An 18,584-nucleotide genomic window follows, 5' to 3' on the forward strand; every position below is an offset into this window, starting at 1 on the left:
GTCCGGAGGGCCGCCACCCGCTACTCCGTGCGCTCCGCCGCCGCCGAGTCGCGCGCGATCTTCCCCAGCACGCTCCGGGGGCTGCCGCCCGGCGCGACCGCCTTGCCGATGTTCTCCTTGATCGACTCGCTGGACCGGGCCCAGGACGTCTTGCCGAACGGGTAGAACTGCGAGTCCGGCAGCGCGGCCAGGAACTTCCACAGCGGCTTGAACCTGGCGTCGGTCTCCATCGCCGCGGAGGCGCTGTCGGTGACCGGCAGCAGGTCGTACTCGTCGGCGAAGTCGATGACGTTCTTGTCGCTGAACATGTAGTCGAAGAACTTGCCCAGCGGCACCCGGTGGCCGTTCTGCTTGAAGCCCATGATCCAGTCGGCCACGCCCAGCGAGCCCTTGCTCGGGCCGTCGATGCCGGGCAGCGGCACCATGCCGACGGAGATGCCCTTCCGCTCGGCCTCCTGCATCAGCGTGGGATGGCCGTTCAGCATGCCGACCTTGCCGTCGGTGAACGCGTCGAACGCCTTCTGGCGGTCGAGCTTCCCGGGGGCGACGGGGCCGACGAGGCCCTTGTCTACCAGGTTCGATTTCAGCCAGTCGAAGGTCCGGATGTTCTCTGCCGAGTCGATCGCGTACGAGCCGCTGTCGTCGGTGAAGCCGCCGCCTCCGCCGAGCAGCCACATCGCGGTCTCGGCCTGCGGCTCCTCCGGGCCGAGCGGCAGCGCGTACGGGTAGACCACCCCGCGCTGCCTGAGCACCGTCGCGTCGTCGCGTATGTCGTCCCAGGTCTTCGGGGCGTCGAGGCCCGCCTGCGCGAAGAGCTGCTTGTTGTAGAAGAGCAGCCGGGTGCTGGCGACGAACGGCAGCCCGTACTGGGTGCGGTCCACGCTGCCCGCCTCGGCCAGGGGCGGCAGGAAGTTGGCCTGGGTGCGGATGGAGAGCATCCGGTCGGCCCGGTAGAGCTTGTCGGCCCTGGCGTATTCGGCGTACGCGCCGATCTGGGCGATGTCGGGGGCCTGCCCCTTCTTCACCATCGCGGCGACCTCGCGGTCGACCTTCTTCCACGAGTGGACGGTGACGTCGACCTTGATGCCGGGGTGGGTGGCCTCGAAGCCCTTGACCAGTCTGTTCCAGTACTTCTCGGAGCTGTTGGCCGGGCCGGTGCCGTAGTCGGCCGCTACGAGCTCCAGGGTGATGTCCTCCGGGCCGCCGCCCACGCTGCCGCAACCCGACAACGTCGCTGTCATGCCCAGAGCGGTCACTGCCGCGATCAGTACCCGGTGGCGCAAATGCACAGCCCAGTCCGTCCTCGTCCATGGCGTCGTCCGTGCCGGCCACGCCGTCGTGGGGTGCTCCGGACGAGGTGCGATCCTCCCCCAGGCCGTTGCCGATGGTCTACACCAAAGCGATCTCGCTTTCGCAACGTAACCGGGCCTGCACCAGGTCGTATTGGGCCTGGGGACTGCCGTATTGGGCCTGGGGACTGGGGACATGGCCGACACCCGGCGCCTACCGCTGAGTAGGCTTCGGCGCGGACCCCGAGGGGTCCGGACCCCGCCCCACCGCTGTGCCGTACCGCCCGCACCGTTACGTCCCACACCGCAAGGAGCCGTCCCGCATGTCGCGTACCGCATCAGAAATTGCCACCCAGCCCGGCTGCTGGCGGCGTGCCGCTCGGGCGGCGGCGGCGTTCGACGGGCTGCCCCGGCCCGGCGAGCGGGTCGCGGTCACCGGCTGCGGCACCTCCTGGTTCATGGCCATCGCGTACGCGGCGCTGCGCGAGGCGGCCGGGCAGGGCGAGACGGACGCGTACCCCTCCTCGGAGTTCCCGGCCGGGCGCCCGTACGACCGGGTCGTGGCGATCACCCGTTCCGGCACCACCACCGAGGTGCTGGAGCTGCTGGGCGAGCTGCGCGGCAGGGTCGCCACCGTCGCGCTGACCGCCGACCCGGGGACGCCGGTCATGGCGGCCGCCGACGCGGTGGCCGTACTGGACTGGGCGGACGAGGAGTCGGTCGTCCAGACCCGGTTCGCCACCACCGCGCTGGCCTTCCTGCGAGCCGGCCTGGAGGCGTCGGGCTCCCTGCCGGCCGGGGTGAAGACGGTGGCCGCCGCCACGGTGGACGCGGAGCTGGCGGTGACGGAGCCGCTGGACGAGGCGGTGGTCGCGGCCGAGCAGTGGACGTTCCTGGGGCGCGGCTGGACGTACGGGCTGGCGCAGGAGGCCGGGCTGAAGATGCGCGAGGCGGCGGGTGCCTGGACGGAGTCGTACCCGGCGATGGAGTACCGCCACGGCCCGATCTCGATCACCGGGCCGCACCGGGTGGCGTGGGTGTTCGGCCGGCTGCCGGAGGGGCTGGCCGGGGATGTGGCACGGGTGGGCGGCACGCTGGTCGCGCACGCCACGGCGGATCCGATGGCGGATCTGATCCGGGTGCAGCGCCTCGCGGTGGAGCTGGCGGAGTCGAAGGGGTACGACCCGGACCGGCCGCGCAACCTGTCGCGCAGCGTGATCCTTTCCTCCTGAGACCGACCGGAAGGGCCCGGGTCCCGTGCCGCGCGATCTTGGCAGCGATTTTGTATGGATCCGCAACAAACCGGGATAGTGGACTAGACCTTTTTGGATCCTCGGGCGAAACTGTTTCCCGTGAAACACGTCATCGCCCTCGATGTGGGCGGCACCGGAATGAAGGCCGCACTGGTCGGGGCCGACGGCACCCTGCTGTACGAGGCGCGGCGGGCCACCGGCAGAGAGCGCGGTGCCGAAGCCGTCGTGGAGTCGATCCTCGCCTTCGCCTCCGATCTGCGGGCGTACGGCGAGGAGCACCTCGGCGAGAGCGCGGTCGCGGCCGGTGTCGTCGTGCCCGGCATCGTCGACGCCGAGAACGGGGTCGCCGTATACGCCGCGAACCTGGGCTGGCGCGACGTGCCCATGCGGCAGCTGCTCGGCGAGCGGCTCGGCGGCGTCCCCGTCGCGCTCGGCCACGACGTACGCACCGGCGGGCTCGCCGAGGGCCGGATCGGCGCGGGCAAGGGCGCCGACCGCTTCCTCTTCGTACCGCTGGGCACCGGCATCGCCGGGGCCATCGGCATCGCGGGCAGGATCGAGGCGGGCGCGCACGGGTACGCGGGCGAGATCGGGCACATCGTGGTCCGGCCGGACGGGCCGGACTGCAGCTGCGGACAGCGCGGCTGTCTGGAGACCCTGGCCTCCGCCTCCGCCGTCAGCCGCGCCTGGGCCGCCGCGTCCGGCGACCCCGAGGCGGACGCGGCGGACTGCGCGAAGGCCGTCGAGTCCGGCGACCCGGCGGCGCTGGAGGTCTGGCGGAACGCGGTGGACGCGCTCGCCGCCGGGCTGGTCACCGCGCTGACGCTGCTCGACCCGAGCACGCTCGTCATCGGTGGCGGTCTCGCCGAGGCCGGGGAAACCTTGTTCACACCACTCCGTGCGGCCGTCGAGGAACGCGTCACGTTCCAGAAGCTGCCCCACATCGTCCCGGCGGCCCTCGGGGACACCGCCGGATGCCTGGGCGCAGGGCTGCTCGCCTGGGATCTTCTCTCCACGGAGGTATCCGCCTGATGGCCGGACGCGCAGACAGCACAGTTCTCGCAGGCGCCCGGGTGGTGCTTCCCACCGGGACGGTCGAGAACGGCCGGGTGATCGTCGAAGGCACCCGGATCGCGGGCAGCGCGGCCGAGGACACCCGGACCCTCGACCTGAGCGGCCACTGGGTGGTCCCCGGCTTCGTCGACATGCACAACCACGGCGGTGGCGGCGCGTCCTTCACCTCCGGCACCGTGGACGAGGTCCTCACCGGCATCCGGACCCACCGCGAGCACGGCACCACCACACTGGTCGCCTCCACGGTCACCGGCGAGATGGACTTCCTCGCCCACCGGGCCGGCGTCCTGTCCGAGCTGGTGGAGCAGGGCGACCTGGCCGGCATCCACTTCGAGGGACCGTTCATCTCGCCGTGCCGCAAGGGCGCGCACAGCGAGGAGCTGCTGCGCGACCCGGACCCGGCCGAGGTCCGCAAGCTGATGGACGCGGCGCGCGGCACCGCGAAGATGTTCACGCTCGCCACCGAACTGCCGGGCGGCATCGACTCGGTGCGGCTGCTCGCCGAGCACGGCGTCATCGCCGCGATCGGGCACACCGACGCCACGTACGAGCAGACCGTCGAGGCGATCGACGCGGGCGCCACCGTCGCCACGCACCTCTTCAACGCGATGCCGCCGCTCGCCCACCGCGAGCCCGGCCCGATCGCGGCGCTGCTGGAGGACGAGCGGATCACCGTCGAGCTGATCAACGACGGCACCCATCTGCACCCCGCGGCCCTGGAGCTGGCCTACCACCACGCGGGCGCCCACCGCGTCGCGCTGATCACCGACGCCATGGACGCGGCCGGCTTCGGCGACGGCCTCTACCAGCTCGGCCCGCTCGCGGTCGAGGTCAAGGACGGCGTCGCACGGCTGGTCGAGGGCGGATCGATCGCCGGCTCCACGCTCACCCTGGACACCGCCTTCCACCGGGCCGTGACCATCGACCGGATCCCGGTCGGCGACGTCGTGCAGTCCATCTCCGCCAACCCGGCCCGGCTGCTCGGCGTGTACGACAAGGTCGGCTCGCTGGAGCCCGGCAAGGACGCGGACCTGGTGGTCCTGGACGCGGACTTCGGGCTCAAGGGCGTCATGCGCAAGGGCGAATGGATCAAGGAGCCTCAAATCGGCTGATCCGTCCCAATATTGACGACGGGTCGAATAAGTAACGAAGAGACGGCGGTTGGTCCACAGCTCTGGGCCGACCGCCACCTCTTTGGCATGATCGCCTGGAAAACAGCTGGAGAAAGCGCATTCCGTCCAAGGTCTCGCGCTTCGGAGCAGGGATCGAGGGAGCGGCCGCGGTGATCCTCACGGTCACACTGAATACGGCACTCGACCTGACGTACGGCGTCCCGGAACTCGTCCCGCACGCCAGTCACCGCGTCAGCGAGATGTCCGAGCGACCCGGCGGCAAGGGACTGAACGTGGCCCGGGTGCTCTCCGCGCTCGGCCACGAGACGGTGGTCACCGGCTTCGCCGGAGGCTTCACCGGGACGGTGCTCCGCGAACTGCTGGCCGGCCTGCCCGCCACGGACGCACCCGGCACCGCCCCCGCGCCGACCACCCCCGCACCCATCGCCCCCGCACCGATCACCGACGCTCTCGTCACCGTCGCCGGGAACACCCGCCGCACCATCGCCGTCGTGGACCGGGCCACCGGCGACACCACCCAGCTCAACGAACCCGGACCGCTCGTCACCGCCGACGAGTGGACCGCCCTCCTCGGCCGGTACGAGGAGCTCCTCGCCGGGGCCGACGCCGTCGCGCTCTGCGGCAGCCTGCCGCCCGGCATACACGTCGGGGCCTACGCCGAACTGGTCCGTGCGGCCCGCGCCGCCGGTGTCCCCGTGCTGCTGGACACCAGCGGCGAACCGCTGCGCCGCGGCATCGCCGCCCGCCCCGACCTGATCAAGCCGAACGCCGACGAGCTCGCCCAGCTCACCGGCTCCCGGGAACCGATGCGCGCCACCCGCGACGCCCGCCGCCGCGGCGCGCACGGGGTCATCGCCTCGCTGGGCCCGGACGGCATGCTGGCGGTCACCCCCGACGGAATCTGGCAGGCAGCGCCGCCCGCCAGGGTCCTGGGCAATCCGACCGGCGCGGGCGACTCCGCGGTGGCCGGGCTGCTCTCCGGACTCGTCGAGGGGCTGAGCTGGCCGGACCGGCTGCGGCGGGCGGTGGCACTGTCGACGGCGACCGTGCTCTCCCCGACGGCCGGTGATTTCGACCGCGCGGCCTACGAGGAGCTGCTGCCGCGCGTCGGAGTCGAGGAACACACACCGGCGGCCCGATAGGCCGCGCCCGTCCCGAACCGGCCCGACCGCTGGTTCGAAAGAAGTAGCAAGAGGTCAGCATGCCGCTCGTCAGCACCGGTGAACTCGTCTCCGCCGCCCAGGCCGAGGGACGCGGGATCGCCGCCTTCAATGTCATCACGCTGGAGCACGCGGAGGCCATCGCGGCCGGCGCGGAGCGCGCCGGCGCCCCCGCCATCCTCCAGATCTCCGAGAACGCCGTGAAGTTCCACGGCGGACGGCTCTCCGCGATCGCCGCCGCGGCCGCCGCCGTCGCCCGCACCTCCGGCGCCCCGCTCGCCCTCCACCTCGACCACGTCGAGTCCGTGGAGCTGCTGCACCAGGCGCACACGGAGGGCTTCGGCTCCGTCATGTTCGACGCCTCCAAGCTGCCGTACGAGGAGAACGTGCGGGCCACGGCCGCCGCGGTGGCCTGGGGCCACGAGCACGGCATCTGGATCGAGGCCGAGCTCGGCAAGGTCGGCGGCAAGGAGGGCGAGGCCCCGCTCGACGCCCACGCCCCCGGCGTCCGTACCGACCCGGCCGAGGCCGCCGCGTACGTCCGCGACACCGGGGTGGACGCCCTGGCCGTCGCGGTCGGCTCCTCGCACGCCATGACCGAGCGCACCGCCGCCCTGGACCACGAGCTGATCGGCCGGCTCCGCGACGCCGTCCCGGTCCCGCTGGTGCTGCACGGCTCCAGCGGCGTCCCGGACGAGGAGATCCGCCGGGCCGTCGCCGCCTCCGGCATGGTCAAGATCAACGTGGGCACGGCGCTGAACACCGCGTTCACCGGTGCGGTACGGGCGTACCTGGTCGAGAACACCACGGGCGTCGACCCGCGGAAGTACATCGCCCCTGGGCGCGAGGCGATGGCCGCGACGGTGGCCGGCTTCCTGGCCCTGATGGGCTGACCGACCGGGCAACACGCAGTGGAAAACGGTCCGGCCCCATCGCCTCGCTCGGGCGATGGGGCCGGACCGTTCTCGTCACACACTCAGCGCTTCACGTGACCGGCCTTCAGCGACAGCTGGTCCAGATTGGCGTCGCACTGGTCGCCCTCGTTGCAGGAGATCATCAGGGTGTTCGCACCCTTGTTGAGGTTGACGTAGGCGAACGTGTTCGTCCAGCCCTTCTCAAGATCGCCCTCGGGGGCGTTCGCGTAGTTCTTCATGTTGATGCCGCGCGGGGCCTCGGAGTTGACCGTGAGGGACGTCTTGGCGTCCTTGCCCGGCACTCCGTACGTCACGAACAGCGTGTACGGACCGGCCTTCGGCACCTCGACCGACCAGGTCGCGGACCTGCCGACCTCGTTGAGGTTGATGTACTGGCCGTTGGAGCTCTCGGCGCCCTTGACCGTGTTGTCCAGCTGGGCCGTCCCGCCGAGCTTCAGCGTCGCCGCGTCCTGCTCGGGCAGCTCGACCGGGGCCTCGGAGCTCGGCGACTGCTGCGGCTTCGGGGACTCGTCGACCTGGCTGCCGGGGCCCGCCGAGGAGGTGGGCTCGTCCTTCTTCTTGTCCTTGTCCGGGTCACCGGTGAGCAGCGCGGCGCCGATCCCGATGAGCACGACCAGGACCACCGCGACCGCGGCGATCAGCAGGCCCTTGGTGTTCGGCCCGCCGCTGCCGGAGGAACCGCCGGACCGGCCGCGGCCGCCCTGCTGCGGAACCTGCGCGGTGGAGGCGCCGGGGTACGTCTCGGGTGCGGCGTACTGCGCGTTCGGCTGGTGGTAGCCCTGCTGCTGGCCGTACGCCTGCTGCTGCGGCACCTGCTGGCCGTACTGGCGCTCGCCGACGGTGCGCACCTGGTTGTACGAGGTCCGGGGCACACCCGGCTGCGGGGCCGCCGGTCCCGGGTAGCCGTATCCGCCCTGCCGCGGCGGCTGGGCACCCGCCGCCTGTCCGTCCTCGTACAGGTAGCCGAACGGATCGTCGTCCTCGGGCTTGTTTGCGCCGTTGTTACCGGCCGTCATCCCTGGGTCACTCCTCACCATGTCGCCAGCCGTCGCCGGATTTCGCCAGCCGTGGCCGACCGGCCGAGCCTACCCCGAACGGACGGCACCGAGAATTACCGTCGGCCGTACCGGAAGTGCGGCGGAGCACGGGGGCCGCGCCCCCGTGAACGTCAGCCGGCCCTGCGGTGAACCTTCGACCGCGACCGCTTCTCCACGTACATCCGCTGGTCGGCGGAGCGCAGCACCTCTTCGGCGGTCATGCCGCAGGCGGCCCAGCCGATGCCGAAGCTCGCCCCCACGCGCACCGCCCGGCCGTCGACCCGGATCGGCGGAATGATGGCGTTACGGAGGCGTACCGCCAGGTCCGCCGCGTCCGCGTTGCCGAGCCCGTCGGCCAGGACGACGAATTCGTCACCCCCGAGCCGGGCCACGGTGTCGCCGTCGCGGACACAGGTGGTGAGCCGGCGGGCGACCTCGATCAGCACGGCGTCACCGGTGTGGTGGCCGAAGCGGTCGTTGATCGACTTGAAGCCGTCGAGGTCGCAGAAGAGGACCGCGAGCCCCTTCGCCCCGTCGTCGTGCTCGGTGTCGGGTGCGACGGAGTGCACATGGTGGTCGTACGGGCCGCCGGGCGCCGGGTCCACCTCGTAGCCGTGCGCCATCCGCGCGTCCGGGTCGTCGACGTCGCCGTAGGCCGCGTCCAGCGCCTCCACCGGGGTGGTGGCCGTGGAGTCCGGGCGTTCGCAGAGCCGGGCGCCCAGCCGGGAGCGCAGCTCGGCGCTGTTGGGCAGGCCGGTGAGCGCGTCGTGCGAGGCGCGGTGCGCCAGATGCAGCTCGTGGCGCTTGCGCTCCTCTATGTCCTCGACGTGGGTGAGCAGGAAGCGCGGGCCGTCCGCGGTGTCGGCGACGACGGAGTTGCGCAGCGAGACCCAGAGGTAGGTGCCGTCCCGCCGCCCGAGCCGCAGCTCGGCGCGACCGCCCTCGGCGGAGGTGCGCAGCAGCGTGCCGATGTCCTCGGGGTGGACGAGGTCGGCGAAGGAGTAGCGGCGCAGGACGGACGCGGGACGGCCGAGGAGCCGGCACAGCGCGTCGTTGGTGCGCAGCAGCCGGCCGTGCTGGTCGCCGCCCATCTCGGCGATGGCCATGCCGCTGGGGGCGTACTCGAAGGCCTGGCGGAAGGACTCCTCGCTGGCCCGCAGCGCCTGCTGCTCCCGTTCGAGCCGGACGAGCGCCCGCTGCATGTTGGCCCTCAGCCGGGCGTTGCTGATCGCGATGGCGGCCTGCGACGCGTACATCTGGAGGGCCTCGCGGCCCCAGGCGCCGGGGCGGCGGCCGTTGCGCGGGCGGTCCACGGAGATGACGCCCAGCAGATCGGCATCGCCGCCGGACGCGTACATCGGGGCGTAGAGGCGGTCCTGGGGGTGCCACTCGTCCTCGAACCGGGGGTCGGGCCCGTCGGTGTGCCACTGCGGTACGTCGTCGTCGAGGAGGACCCAGCCGTCGGTGTGCGGTATGAAGCGGAGCTCGTCCCAGGCCCGCCCCATCGACAGCCGGCGCTCCCAGGAGGTGCGCGAGCCGACCCGGCCGGTGATCAGGGCCTCGGCCGCGCTGTTGCCCGCGAAGGCGGCGACGACGAGATCACCGTCGGCGCGGACCAGGTTCACACAGGCCAGCTCGTAGCCGAGACCGTTGACGATTCCGTCGGCCACGGTCTGCAGCGTGTCGGCCAGGCTCCGCGCCGTATTGAGATCGGCGACGGCCTGGTGCAGCTGCCGCATCGTCGCAAGGCGGACGTACGGCTCCGACTCGGCCTCCATTGCTCGCACTCCCCGAGACCTCGACAGCACTCCAGGTTTCATATCGACGTACTTACTGCAGTGTCACCGCAACTGAATCACAGTGAGCTGTGCAGTCGGTACACAGGGTCAACAAATATTGCGCTCTGTGACTCAAGTCACAACAGATGGTAAAGGGTCGCGAGTGCCGTACGGATCCGCCCCGTACGTTCCTTGAACGCGGATCCCGGCTCTCCCCGACCACGGGTCCTAGGACCCGGCTGGTCCCCTGGCCCGATGCGGAGGCACGCGCCGCGCGATTAGCGTGCCCGATGTGTTGCAGACGAAGACCCCCGCCCCGCACCCCCGGCCCATCCCCCATGCTGAGGGGGTGAGCAACGATGAGTTCCGAGGCGCCCTCGCCCGGCTGGCCGCCGGCGTCGTGCTGATCACCGCCCAGGAGCCGCCGCTTGACGAGAACGGGCGCGGCGAGGACGTCGGCATGACGGCGACCGCCTTCATGTCGGTCTCGCTGGACCCGCCCCTGGTGATGGTCAGCCTGCGCAACGACTCCCGGATGGACGACCTGCTGTCGGAGCAGCCGCTGTGGGCGGTGTCGGTGCTCGCCGAGAGCCAGCGGCACGTCGCCGGACGGTTCGCGATGAAGGGCCGGATCAGCGACCGGCTGCTGTTCGAGGACATCCCCTACAAGCGGGGGGAGGTCACCGCCGCTCCGTTGATCTCAGGGGCACTGGCCACGCTGGAGTGCCGGACCGAGCAGCGGGTCGTGGCCGGTGACCACACGCTGGTGATCGGCCGGGTGCTGAGCGCGGCGCTTCCCAGCGGGGAAGGGGCGCCGCTGACGTACTTCCGGGGGCGGTACCGGCAGCTGGGGTGAGGACGGGGGCGGGGGCGGGCGTCGGCGCAGGAGTCCGGGCCGTCACCAGTCGCGGCCGGAGCGGCCGCGCTTGGTCTCGCCGCGCTGCTTCTTCTCGCGCAGCCGGCGTTCGTTGATGCCCCGGGGGATGCGCGTCTTGCGGCGCGGCCTCGGGGGCGGCGCCGTCGCCTCGGCGAGCAGCGAGGCGAGCCGTACGAGAGCGGTCTCGCGGTTGCGCCACTGGGAGCGGTGCTCGGAGGCGCGCACCGAGAGCACCCCGCCCACGAGCCGGCTCTCCAGGCGCTGGAGCGCCCGCTCCTTCCACACCTCGGGGAGCGACTCGGTCGCCGCGAGGTCGAAGCGGAGCTCCACCTGGGAGTCGCTGGTGTTGACGTGCTGCCCGCCGGGCCCCGAGGACCGCGAGAAACGCCACATGAGCTCGGCCTCCGGCAGGGAGACCGAACCGCGGATGACATAGGGCCCGGACATGGCACCCATGTTCCCTGGACCGAGGGGTGTTCGTCACCTTCTTTTGCGGTACCGGCGGTCGGGCCGACCGGGGGATTTCGGTAAAGAAAGTAAAGGGGTCAGGAACCTCCTGACCCCTTCCCCGCGTTATGGCCTGTGACGGTAGCTTCGTGATGGCACGAAGCCCGCGATCGACGATGAAAGGGACTTCCCATGGCTGTAAGCCTGTCCAAGGGCGGCAACGTCTCCCTCACCAAGGAGGCCCCGGGCCTGACCGCCGTCACGGTCGGCCTCGGCTGGGACGTCCGCACCACCACCGGCACCGACTTCGACCTCGACGCCTCGGCGATCGCGGTCAACCCGGCCGGCAAGGTCGTCTCGGACGGCCACTTCGTCTTCTTCAACAACAAGTCGACGCCCGACCAGACCATCGTGCACACCGGTGACAACGTCACGGGCCAGGGCGAGGGCGACGACGAGCAGATCAACGTCAACCTGGCGGGTCTGCCGGCCGACGTCGACAAGATCGTCTTCCCGGTCTCGATCTACGACGCCGAGACCCGCAGCCAGAACTTCGGCCAGGTGCGCAACGCGTTCATCCGCATCATCAACCAGGCCGGCGGCACCGAGATCGCCCGCTACGACCTGAGCGAGGACGCCGCCACCGAGACCGCCATGGTCTTCGGCGAGCTGTACCGCAACGGCGCCGAGTGGAAGTTCCGCGCCGTCGGCCAGGGTTACGCCTCCGGCCTGCGCGGCATCGCCCAGGACTTCGGCGTCAACCTCTGACGCACAGGCACCATCGCGAAAGCCCCCGGCCGTTGGGCCGGGGGCTTTCGCGTGCGCGCGGCCCGGTCGCGTGCGCGCCGGCCTCTACCGTGCGCGCGGCCGGAGCAGGTGCACAGCGTCCTGTATGCGGCGTCACCGGACATCCATGCCCAACTCCCGCCGATTAACGAACACATGTGTATTCCATTCGGACAAGAAGTGGTCAAATAAATGTGAGGTATTTGTTAGTGCACCGTCAATGTTGCTCATTCGGTGGCACGCTCTCCGCTCGTAACCCCCCACGGAACGAGCAACGGAGAACGCATGACCCCCCACATGAACACCCGTCGCGCCGCAGCCCTGGCCGCCGTGGCCGCGATGGTCGTCGTAGGCATGCAGACCGGTGCGGCGAACGCCGTGCCGGACAACGGAAATGACGCCCCCTCCGCCACTCGCAGCGTCGTCCCCTTCGGCGCGAACAAGGCCTCGGTGCGCACCGCAGCCATCAGGTCCGCACAGGGCGAAGCCTCTTCGACCGCCGACTCGCTCGGTCTCGGCGCCAAGGAGAAGCTGATCGTCCGCGACGTGATCAAGGACGCCGACGGCACCGTCCACACCCGCTACGAGCGCACCTACGACGGCCTGCCCGTCCTCGGCGGCGACCTCGTCACCCACACCGCCCCGGGCGGAAAGCTCAAGGGCGTCACGAAGGCGACCAAGGCCCGGATCTCGGTGCCGTCCACCACCCCGAAGATCAAGACCGCGGCCGCCGCCCGCAAGGTGATCTGGGCCGGCTCCGGCAAGCCCGTCCTCGCCCTGGAGACGGTGAAGACCGGCGTGCAGAAGGACGGCACGCCGAGCCGGATGCACACCATCACCGACGCGATCACCGGCAAGAAGCTCCAGAGCTACGAGGCGGTCGAGACCGGCGTCGGCCACAGCCAGTACAGCGGCGACGTCGACCTGACGACCACCGAGTCCGGCTCCGGCTTCGAGCTGACCGACGGCGACCGCGGCGGCCACAAGACGTACGACCTCAACCAGGGCGAGAGCGGCACCGGTGACCTCGTCACGGACGACGACGACACCTGGGGCGACGGCACCGGTGGCGACCGCCAGACCGCCGCCGTCGACGCCGCCTACGGCGCCGCCCAGACCTGGGACTTCTACAAGTCGGCGTTCGGCCGCGACGGCATCGCCGGTGACGGCAAGGCCGCGTACTCGCGGGTCCACTACGGCGACGCGTACGTCAACGCGTTCTGGGACGACAGCTGCTTCTGCATGACGTACGGCGACGGCGCCGACAACAAGAGCGCGCTGACCGCCCTGGACGTCGCGGGCCACGAGATGAGCCACGGCCTGACCGCGTCCACCGCCAACCTCGACTACTTCGGTGAGTCCGGCGGCCTGAACGAGGCGACCAGCGACATCCTCGGCACCTCGGTCGAGTTCGCCGCCGACAACAGCACCGACGTCGGCGACTACCTCATCGGCGAGAAGATCGACATCAACGGCGACGGCACCCCGCTGCGCTACATGGACGAGCCGAGCAAGGACGGCGGCTCGGCCGACTACTGGAACAGCAGCGTCGGCGACCTCGACGTGCACTACTCCTCCGGCGTCGCCAACCACTTCTTCTACCTGCTGTCCGAGGGCAGCGGCGCGAAGACCATCAACGGGGTCGACTACGACTCCCCGACCGCCGACGGCTCGACCGTCACCGGCATCGGCCGGGACAAGGCCGTCCAGATCTGGTACAAGGCCCTCGCCGAGTACATGACCTCGTCCACCGACTACGCGGGCGCCCGTGAGGCGACCGAGAAGGCGGCGACCGACCTGTACGGGGCGGACAGCGCCGAGCTCACCTCCGTCCAGGCCGCCTGGAGCGGCGTCAACGTGAAGTAGCCCGAACAGCGCGGTACTCCGGGAGCCGGTCAGCCCTTCGAGGCGGGCCGGCTCCTGCCGTACAGCCAGGTGTCCCACAGCTCCGTCAGGTCCTGACCGGTCGTCTTCTCCACGTAGGCGGTGAAGTCGGCGGTCGACGCGTTGCCGTGCCGGTGGGCCTTCGTCCAGCCCTTGACGAGCGCGAAGAACCGCTTGTCGTCGTCCACAGCCTGCCGGACCTTGTGGACGACCATCGCCCCGCGCCCGTAGACCGGCGGCTGCGAGATGTCCGCCGCCGTCGGGGGATCGGCCGGCGGGAAGGCCCAGTTGTCGTCGTCCGCGAAGGCGGCGTCGAACAGGTCCTGGATCGGGACGCCCTCCTTGTCGGCCTCCCACAGCCACTCCGCGTAGGTCGCGAAGCCCTCGTTGAGCCACATGTCGCGCCAGCTCCGGGGCGTCACGGAGTCCCCGAACCACTGGTGGGCCATCTCGTGGACGAGCAGCCCGGCATCCGGCGGCCCGGGGAAGAAGGGCCGGGTCTGGGTCTCCAGGGCGTAGCCGGCGTCCCCGTGACGCTCGACGACCGCGCCCGTGGCGGAGAAGGGGTACGGGCCGAACCGCTCCGCCTCCCACTTCACGACCTCGGGAACCCTGGCGAGAATCCGCGCGCTGTCCTTCGCCACCGTCGTGTCCGCGGCGGTGAACACCTCGATGCCGTCCGCGGTCGTCGAGGACTTCGTTTCGAAGCGGCCGATGGCCACGGTCGCGAGATAACTCGCCATCGGTTCGGGGGCGTGCCAGCGGAACGTGGTGGTGGTGCCCGAGCCGCGCCGGGAGACCAGCTCGCCGTTGGAAACCGCCGTCAGCCCCTTGGGAACGGTGACTGCGATGTCGTACGACGCCTTGTCGCTGGGATAGTTGTTGCCGGGGAACCAGGCCATCGAACCGGTCGGTTCACCGAGCGCGACCGAGCCGTCCGCCGTCCTCAGCCAGCCCTCCTTCGCCCCGTCGGGATCGGTGATGGTGAGCGGGGAGCCCGAGTAGCGGACGACCGTACGGAAGGTCCTGCCCTTGCGCAGACGGTCGGCGACCTCCGCGTCGGGGCGCAGCGTCAGCTCGTTCCCCGCCCGGTTGACGGCGGCGGGGCGGCCCTCGACGGTCACGGAGTCCACGGTGAGCCCGGCGAGGTCGAGGTTGAAGGCGCTGAGGTCCTGGGTGGCGCGTGCGGTGATCGTGGCGGTGCCGCGCAGCCGGTGGGCGGCCGGGTCGGCGTCCAGCACGAGGTCGTAGTGCGTGACGTCGTAGCCGCCGTTGCCGAGCTTCGGGAAGTACGGGTCGCGCAGCCCGGCGGCGCCGGGCCTGCCCTCGACGCCGCCCGAACAGCCGGTGGACGTCGTCAGCACCAGCAGGACGAGCGCGGCGGCGCGTGCCGTGCGGCGTACGGGTGTTCGCTGATCCACAACGGCGATCCTAAGCGTGGAATGTCCGATTCGTGGGATGTCGGTCAGCGGATTCAGAGGATCGCGATGCCCAGGGGACGGACGCCCGCGACCAGTTCGAACGGCCGCTTCCTGCCCGTGAGGTCGACGACGGTGATGCCGTTGCCGTACCCGTCGCGGGTGAAGCCCTCGGTGACGTACGCCGTGCGGCTGTCGGCGGAGACCGTCACGTCCTCGTGCGGCCCGTCCAGCGGCACGACCCGCTCGGAACCCCCGGGGGTACGGACGGTCAGGGACGGGCCCTTGTCGTCGGAGAGGATCGGGCCGGTGCCGACGACGAGCAGGGTGCTGTCGGGGGCGAGCGTCGCGCCGGTGCTGGTGGGTGTCGGCGGTCATGCGCTCGATGGCGCTCCGCCCGGTGCGCGGATCGAGGACGACGAGGCGTTCGCCCTCGCGGGGTGCGCAGCTCCTCGTCGCGGCAGTCGACCCTGGCGCCGCCCTCGATCGCGGCCCGCACGCGGTAGGTGTCGCCGGTGCGTGCGGCGTCGAGCAGTTGTCGATCGAGGGCGTTCATCTCGTACTCCTGTTGCTGAGCGTGCTCGACGGGTCGGGCTGCCTGCTACTTGGCGAGCTCGGCGACGCCGGCCTGGGCGAACTTCTCGTCCAGGTCGCCCGACGGGGCGCCGGCCACGCCGATGCCGGCGATCGGCGCACCCTTGGCCGCGACCGGGGCGCCACCGGCGAGGAAGAGGGTGCCGGGGATGTCCTTCAGGGTCGGGGCGTTGGTCAGACGCTGGGCGAGCACGGAGGTGGGGGCGTTCCAGGAGACAGCGGTGAACGCCTTCTTCTGCGCGGCCTCGTAGGACTGCGGGCCGGCGCCGTCGCCGCGCAGGGTGACGATGGTGTTGCCGTTGCGGTCGACGACAGCGACGGAGACGCGCTGGTTCTCCTTCTCCGCGGCGTCGAGGGTCGCCTGCGCGGCCTTGGTTGCGGCGGCGATGGTCAGGTGGGTGGTCTGCTGGAGGTTGCCGTTCGAGGCGTCGGCCTTGAGGGCGACCGCGGGGGCGGCGGCCGGGGTGGAGGCGCTGGCGGACACGGCGCCGAAGGTGCCTGCGCCGAGGGCGGCGACGGCGACGGCACCGGTCAGGACGCGGGTGCGCAGCGACAGCTTCTTCATGGTGGACTCCTCAGCAGTGGTGGATGAGCATGTGCGGGGCGGTGGGCCGGTGAAGCGGTGGATGAGCTGTTCGGCTCCGGGATCAATCCTCCGGCCGCAACCCGCCCCGCACAGTCGACGGACCGGCTCGTCGCCGCACGCGGGACGGTCGACGGCCCCATCAGCCGATCGGTTGATGCGAGGGGGGTCGTCCGGGGTGACCATGGGTGTATCCGTGCAGCTCAGCGGCGCCGCTGACGGTGAGGAGCGAGAGGTACGACGTGAAGCACCGAAGCCGATCTGCACCCCGCACGGGCCCGGGAACCGACCTGGACACAGACGTGGACGTGGACATGGACACGGACTTGGGCGCGGGAACGGGCAGGACGCCCGGGACCGGGAACGCCGCCCGGGACCGGTCCGGTGACCCGGATGCCCGGTGGCTCACGTTCCTGATGCACGCCGCGTTCTTCCTGCTGCTCGGCGCCTCGCTCACCCGCTTCCTGCTGCGCCACCCCGGCGAGGCCCGCACCCCGTGGATCATCGCGCTCTCCGTCGCCGCCGCCGTGCTGTACGTGGTCGGGCCGGTGCTGGGCTCGCGTCCGACGCCGCGCTCCCTGCTGTGGCTGGGGGTGCTGGTCGCCGTGTGGATGGTGCTGGTGGTCCTCGCGCCGAGCTTCGCGTGGTGCGCGGTGCCGCTCTTCTTCACCGGGCTGCGCATCCTCCCGCCGCGCGCCGCACTCGCGCTCGTCGCCCTGCTCACCTTGTTCGTCGTCGCCGCGCAACTACGGCTGGCCAAGGGCTTCGACCCGAATCTGGTGCTCGCCCCGCCCGCCGTGGCGGCGGTCGCGACGGCGGTCTTCGTCCATATGCAGCGTCAGGCCGTGCGCCAGCGCGAGCTGTCCGAGCGGCAGGGCGAACTCATCAACGACCTGCTGCGCACCCGCCGCGAACTGGCCGCCACCGAACGGCGCGAAGGAACCCTGGCCGAACGCCAGCGGCTCTCCATGGAGATCCACGACACCCTCGCGCAGGGCCTCTCCAGCCAGCAGATGCTGCTCCAGGCCGCCGACCGCACCTGGGACGCCGATCCGGCGACCGCCCGCAGCCACGTCCGTACGGCCACCGGCATCGCGGAACACAACCTCGCCGAGGCCCGCCGCTTCGTCCACGACCTCGCGCCGGCCGACCTCGCGGAGGGCGGCGGCCTGGAGGCGGCCCTGCACGCACTGGCCACCCGCGAGACGGTGCAGGAGCAGGGGCGGCTGACCGTCCACTGCCATGTGGAGGGCGAACGGCACACCGCACTGCCGGACCGGGTGCAGTCCGCGCTGCTGCGCATCGCCCAGGGCGCGCTGGCCAATGTGAAGGAGCACGCCAACGCGACGGAGGCGGCGCTGACGCTGACCCACCTCGACGACCGGGTCGTCCTGGACATCGCCGACAACGGGCAGGGCTTCGTCCCCGACGGGCGCACCACGGCCACCGGCAGCGTGCGCGGTCACGGGCTGCCCGCGATCCGGGCCCGGCTCCAGCAGCTCGGCGGCACGCTGACCATCGAGTCGGCACCGGGCGAGGGTACGGTGCTGTCCGCCGCCGTCCCTCTCACCGCCGCCCCGCCGACCGCCCCGGAGGACCTCGCATGACCGCGACGCCGCCCGTACGCATCCTGCTCTGCGACGACCACGTCGTCGTACGCGCCGGTCTGCTCGCCCTCCTCGGCAGCGAACCGGACATCGACGTCGTCGGCGAGGCCGGCAGCGGCGAGGAGGCGGTCGCCCTGGCCGCCAAGCTCACCCCGGACGTCGTCCTGATGGACCTCCAGCTCGGCGAGGGCATCGACGGCGTCGAGGCCACCCGCCGCATCGCCACCACCGGTGTCCATGTGCTGGTCCTCACCACGTACGACACGGACGCCGACATCACCCGGGCCATCGAGGCGGGCGCCACCGGCTATCTGCTGAAGGCCGAGCGCCCCGAGGAGCTCTTCGCCGCGATCCGCTCGGCCGCCCAGGGCCGCACGACGCTCTCCCCGCCGGTGGCCAGCCGCGTCATGGCCCGGATGCGCAAGCCCCTGCCCACGCTCACCGACCGCGAGCTCGACATCCTGGCCCAGCTCTCCCAGGGCCTGGGCAACCGCGACATCGCCCGCGCCCTGTTCATCAGCGAGGCCACGGTCAAGACCCACCTGGGCCGGATCTACGACAAGCTCGGCGTCGACACCCGCGCCGGGGCGGTCGCCGTCGCGAAGGAACAGCGACTGCTGTCATAGGAATGTCATAGGAACCACTGCCCGGCGGCCCGGGAGCCCCGGGCCTGACCGGACTCCAGGCCTGCACGAACCGGGCCCCGGAGCCCGGCAGACGGTCTCCCGG

At 71.4% G+C, this 18,584-nt stretch carries 16 protein-coding genes and 2 pseudogenes; 10 read left to right on the forward strand and 8 right to left on the reverse strand.

Annotated features, from left to right (window positions below; translation table 11 throughout):
- Positions 1–20: 20 nt before the first annotated feature.
- Positions 21–1,241 (reverse strand): extracellular solute-binding protein, encoded by a 1,221-nt coding sequence (locus tag OG842_RS17820; RefSeq protein WP_328512336.1) that lies wholly within the window; start codon positions 1,239–1,241, stop codon positions 21–23.
- 371 nt (positions 1,242–1,612) lie between these two features.
- Between OG842_RS17820 and OG842_RS17825 the strand changes: the two genes are divergently transcribed.
- From OG842_RS17825 to OG842_RS17845, 5 genes are all read left to right on the forward strand, one after another.
- Complete coding sequence (locus OG842_RS17825) at positions 1,613–2,521, forward strand: SIS domain-containing protein (RefSeq protein WP_266730805.1); 909 nt, start codon at positions 1,613–1,615, stop codon at positions 2,519–2,521.
- Between the two features lie 120 nt (positions 2,522–2,641).
- The gene (locus tag OG842_RS17830; RefSeq protein ID WP_266730807.1) at positions 2,642–3,574 is read left to right on the forward strand and encodes an ROK family protein; all 933 of its coding nucleotides are present in this window, start codon (positions 2,642–2,644) and stop codon (positions 3,572–3,574) included.
- Positions 3,574–4,728 (forward strand): N-acetylglucosamine-6-phosphate deacetylase, encoded by a 1,155-nt coding sequence (gene nagA / locus OG842_RS17835; protein WP_266730809.1) that lies wholly within the window; start codon positions 3,574–3,576, stop codon positions 4,726–4,728. The genes OG842_RS17830 and nagA overlap by 1 nt, the downstream gene beginning before the upstream one ends.
- A 170-nt stretch (positions 4,729–4,898) precedes the next feature.
- Positions 4,899–5,891 carry a 1-phosphofructokinase family hexose kinase gene (locus tag OG842_RS17840; protein ID WP_266730811.1) on the forward strand — a complete coding sequence of 331 codons (993 nt, stop codon included), beginning with the start codon at positions 4,899–4,901 and terminating at the stop codon, positions 5,889–5,891.
- Between the two features lie 59 nt (positions 5,892–5,950).
- Entirely contained in the window at positions 5,951–6,802 is an 852-nt protein-coding gene (locus OG842_RS17845) for a class II fructose-bisphosphate aldolase (RefSeq protein ID WP_266730813.1), read from the forward strand.
- A gap of 83 nt (positions 6,803–6,885) precedes the next feature.
- On the opposite strand, the gene OG842_RS17850 is transcribed toward OG842_RS17845, so the two are convergent.
- Both OG842_RS17850 and cdgB read right to left on the reverse strand, forming a co-directional pair.
- On the reverse strand, positions 6,886–7,860 hold the full coding sequence (locus tag OG842_RS17850; RefSeq protein ID WP_266730815.1) for a carbohydrate-binding protein: 975 nt from the start codon (positions 7,858–7,860) through the stop codon (positions 6,886–6,888).
- Between the two features lie 152 nt (positions 7,861–8,012).
- Positions 8,013–9,659 (reverse strand): diguanylate cyclase CdgB, encoded by a 1,647-nt coding sequence (gene cdgB / locus OG842_RS17855; protein WP_266730817.1) that lies wholly within the window; start codon positions 9,657–9,659, stop codon positions 8,013–8,015.
- Positions 9,660–10,008: 349 nt separating this feature from the next.
- On the opposite strand from cdgB, the gene OG842_RS17860 reads away from it, so the two are divergent.
- Positions 10,009–10,515: a flavin reductase family protein gene (locus tag OG842_RS17860; RefSeq protein WP_266730819.1), complete on the forward strand. Its 507-nt coding sequence runs from the start codon at positions 10,009–10,011 to the stop codon at positions 10,513–10,515.
- 42 nt (positions 10,516–10,557) lie between these two features.
- Here OG842_RS17860 and arfB read toward each other — a convergent pair whose 3' ends face one another.
- Positions 10,558–10,992: an alternative ribosome rescue aminoacyl-tRNA hydrolase ArfB gene (gene arfB / locus OG842_RS17865; protein ID WP_266730820.1), complete on the reverse strand. Its 435-nt coding sequence runs from the start codon at positions 10,990–10,992 to the stop codon at positions 10,558–10,560.
- 183 nt (positions 10,993–11,175) lie between these two features.
- Here arfB and OG842_RS17870 point away from each other — a divergent pair, with 183 nt between their 5' ends.
- On the forward strand, positions 11,176–11,751 hold the full coding sequence (locus OG842_RS17870; protein ID WP_072487943.1) for a TerD family protein: 576 nt from the start codon (positions 11,176–11,178) through the stop codon (positions 11,749–11,751).
- A gap of 303 nt (positions 11,752–12,054) precedes the next feature.
- Positions 12,055–13,635: a M4 family metallopeptidase gene (locus OG842_RS17875; RefSeq protein ID WP_328512337.1), complete on the forward strand. Its 1,581-nt coding sequence runs from the start codon at positions 12,055–12,057 to the stop codon at positions 13,633–13,635.
- A gap of 29 nt (positions 13,636–13,664) precedes the next feature.
- On the opposite strand, the gene OG842_RS17880 is transcribed toward OG842_RS17875, so the two are convergent.
- The 4 genes and pseudogenes from OG842_RS17880 to OG842_RS17890 form a co-directional block, all read right to left on the reverse strand.
- Entirely contained in the window at positions 13,665–15,074 is a 1,410-nt protein-coding gene (locus tag OG842_RS17880; protein WP_266733659.1) for a M1 family metallopeptidase, read from the reverse strand.
- Between the two features lie 53 nt (positions 15,075–15,127).
- Positions 15,128–15,512 (reverse strand): annotated as a pseudogene (locus tag OG842_RS17885) (hypothetical protein); the annotation flags it as partial.
- Positions 15,508–15,627 (reverse strand): annotated as a pseudogene (locus tag OG842_RS45225) (ankyrin repeat domain-containing protein); the annotation flags it as partial. The pseudogenes OG842_RS45225 and OG842_RS17885, both read right to left, overlap by 5 nt.
- A gap of 45 nt (positions 15,628–15,672) precedes the next feature.
- Positions 15,673–16,230 (reverse strand): GlcG/HbpS family heme-binding protein, encoded by a 558-nt coding sequence (locus OG842_RS17890; protein WP_266730823.1) that lies wholly within the window; start codon positions 16,228–16,230, stop codon positions 15,673–15,675.
- A gap of 332 nt (positions 16,231–16,562) precedes the next feature.
- On the opposite strand from OG842_RS17890, the gene OG842_RS17895 reads away from it, so the two are divergent.
- Both OG842_RS17895 and OG842_RS17900 read left to right on the forward strand, forming a co-directional pair.
- A complete protein-coding gene (locus OG842_RS17895; protein ID WP_328512338.1) occupies positions 16,563–17,855 on the forward strand; it encodes a sensor histidine kinase in 1,293 nt (430 codons plus the stop codon).
- Positions 17,852–18,481 carry a response regulator gene (locus OG842_RS17900; RefSeq protein WP_266730825.1) on the forward strand — a complete coding sequence of 210 codons (630 nt, stop codon included), beginning with the start codon at positions 17,852–17,854 and terminating at the stop codon, positions 18,479–18,481. Before OG842_RS17895 ends, OG842_RS17900 begins: the two co-directional genes overlap by 4 nt.
- The last annotated feature ends 103 nt before the right edge of the window (positions 18,482–18,584 follow it).

The organism is Streptomyces sp. NBC_00376, from assembly GCF_036077095.1.
In the GTDB taxonomy this organism is placed as follows: Bacteria; Actinomycetota; Actinomycetes; order Streptomycetales; family Streptomycetaceae; genus Streptomyces.

Excerpts from the sequence above, each read along its gene's own strand:
- OG842_RS17890 (WP_266730823.1), bottom strand. The coding sequence starts at position 16,230 with ATGAAGAAGCTGTCGCTGCGCACCCGCGTCCTGACCGGTGCCGTCGCC.
- OG842_RS17850 (WP_266730815.1), bottom strand. The coding sequence starts at position 7,860 with ATGACGGCCGGTAACAACGGCGCAAACAAGCCCGAGGACGACGATCCG.
- cdgB (WP_266730817.1), bottom strand. The coding sequence starts at position 9,659 with ATGGAGGCCGAGTCGGAGCCGTACGTCCGCCTTGCGACGATGCGGCAG.
- OG842_RS17870 (WP_072487943.1), top strand. The coding sequence starts at position 11,176 with ATGGCTGTAAGCCTGTCCAAGGGCGGCAACGTCTCCCTCACCAAGGAG.
- nagA (WP_266730809.1), top strand. The coding sequence starts at position 3,574 with ATGGCCGGACGCGCAGACAGCACAGTTCTCGCAGGCGCCCGGGTGGTG.
- OG842_RS17895 (WP_328512338.1), top strand. The coding sequence starts at position 16,563 with ATGGACACGGACTTGGGCGCGGGAACGGGCAGGACGCCCGGGACCGGG.
- OG842_RS17845 (WP_266730813.1), top strand. The coding sequence starts at position 5,951 with ATGCCGCTCGTCAGCACCGGTGAACTCGTCTCCGCCGCCCAGGCCGAG.
- OG842_RS17825 (WP_266730805.1), top strand. The coding sequence starts at position 1,613 with ATGTCGCGTACCGCATCAGAAATTGCCACCCAGCCCGGCTGCTGGCGG.
- OG842_RS17875 (WP_328512337.1), top strand. The coding sequence starts at position 12,055 with ATGACCCCCCACATGAACACCCGTCGCGCCGCAGCCCTGGCCGCCGTG.
- OG842_RS17900 (WP_266730825.1), top strand. The coding sequence starts at position 17,852 with ATGACCGCGACGCCGCCCGTACGCATCCTGCTCTGCGACGACCACGTC.
- OG842_RS17820 (WP_328512336.1), bottom strand. The coding sequence starts at position 1,241 with ATGACAGCGACGTTGTCGGGTTGCGGCAGCGTGGGCGGCGGCCCGGAG.
- arfB (WP_266730820.1), bottom strand. The coding sequence starts at position 10,992 with ATGGGTGCCATGTCCGGGCCCTATGTCATCCGCGGTTCGGTCTCCCTG.